Source organism: Acetatifactor sp. (assembly GCF_982438285.1).
The window spans coordinates 1-1,709 of the sequence record NZ_CEWDFQ010000493.1 but is presented as its reverse complement, the minus strand read 5'-3'; the positions used below and the strand labels follow the sequence as shown (position 1 = coordinate 1,709).

Annotated in this window: 3 protein-coding genes; all 3 read right to left on the bottom strand. The window is 47.7% G+C overall.

Translation table 11 applies throughout. The annotated features are described in order from the left end of the window. The coding region (locus tag AC1WIP_RS15605) for a hypothetical protein (protein ID WP_481142689.1) at positions 1-811 on the bottom strand (811 nt) is incomplete at its 3' end. Between the two features lie 29 nt (positions 812-840). Beyond that, positions 841-1,017 carry a Flp1 family type IVb pilin gene (locus tag AC1WIP_RS15600; RefSeq protein ID WP_318704875.1) on the bottom strand — a complete coding sequence of 59 codons (177 nt, stop codon included), beginning with the start codon at positions 1,015-1,017 and terminating at the stop codon, positions 841-843. Between the two features lie 59 nt (positions 1,018-1,076). Further along, on the bottom strand, positions 1,077-1,709 hold a 633-nt coding region (locus AC1WIP_RS15595), incomplete at its 5' end, for a type II secretion system F family protein (RefSeq protein ID WP_481142688.1).

Genomic DNA, 1,709 nt, shown 5'->3' with positions numbered 1-1,709 from the left:
AAAGAAATTGATCCGCCAAGGATTCCTCCTCGGGAATATGGATATCCATATTCCCACTGTTGGCCTCTTCCTTCTTAATCCTGTCCATTATCAGCGTTTCCTCCGCAATGCTTCTTTGGGATATTTGTTCCTGATCCTTTATTACCAGCTTTAAAATACCCTTTCTTTTGTTCTCCTCCAATTTCCAGGTGGGATTTTCAATCTCCACAACCTTCCATTGCCCATCCGGAAGCTGAATCTCTTTCCCGTTGTATTCCTGTATCTGCCTGTCGATCTCTGCTTTTTTCTGCTCCACACTTCCGTCCTCAAGACTGTTGATTTCTACTGTTTTCAACCATTCCGAAAGCTCTTTAAGCACAGTCAGTCCCACATCAGCCTCTATAGCCTCCACCGCCCGCCTTCGAAACACACCTCCTTTCTGATCCGTGAGGATGGAAACCCCAGTCAAAGAAGCCTCTTTCAAAGTCAGGGCAAAGAAGTCCCTGTACCAGTAATCGGAAAGAAACAGGTCCTCTAAAGAAAAATTCCGCTGCAGATAGTGACACAAATGCCTTTCCGTATTTGCAGGAGACGGATAATTAGTACCATAAGCGGCATCCAGCGCAAAAAGATTATACTGCTCGAAAAGCTCTTTGTGGTATTCTGCCAGAATGCTGTTTAAGCTCATCTCCGCGATGCACTCCGCTTCCAGGGCCGCCCCATTTCTCCTGGCGCCTTCCAGCAGCGCAAGGCACAGAGCCAGAAGCACTGCCATGGACAGCGCCAGATAGACCGTCAGATACGCGTCCTTTTTTCCCCTTATGGTTTCCATTTTCCGCCTCCCCTCCAATCCAGGCTTTCTCAAATCTTGTTTGTCTGCTTTGTGATTTTGGAAAAAATAGAATTCACAATATCCGTAATTTGTTCTTTAAATATTATGACCAGACCCACAAGTACCACAATGATTAGAATGACCTCCACCGTTCCCATGCCATCCTCCTCCGTTATCAGCTGCTTTAAGTTTTTTAATTTCTGCATTCTTGCTCCCTTCTGCATGCTATTCCATCAGATAGCTGCCAATTTACAATTTTTGTTTTTTACACCACACCCATGGAAGAAAACGCCGGCAGCATTACCATAATCATTACCACAAAAAGCAGCATCACCATGGGCAGCAGCAGCTTTGTCCCCGCCTCCTCCCCCAGCTGTCTTACGCTCTGCAGCTGCTCCTCCCCGGCTTTATCCGCTTCTTCTGCCAGCCGCTCAAGAAGTGTGCTGTTTCCCTTTTTCAGGTTCTGCATCAGCAGCGTACTGAGCCGCATATACTCCTGAATGCCCGTTCTTTTTCCAAAATTGGCATAGGCAGCCCCTTCGGACACTCCCGCCTGCATTTCCCTGCAGGCATGAAGCATTTCTTCGTAAGCAGGCCCAACAGCTTCCTTTGCTCCCCTTCCCCTCTCCGCTTCCTTTGCCACTTTCTGAAAAGCGCCTCTCACAGTCATTCCTGCGCCCAGATATAATGCCAGCTTATGTACAATATCAGGATATTCTCTTTTCATCCGCCTCTTCCTTTTTTCAATTCTTTCGTGCAGATCTCTATCCTTTAAAAAGTAGACCGCGCCTGCTGCCGCCAATGCCATGAGCCACAAAATAATTCCCTTATTCTCCGCAGCCTGTTCCCATTCCACCTCCTTTCCCTCAATAGCGGCGGGAAGGGCCCACTCCTTCTC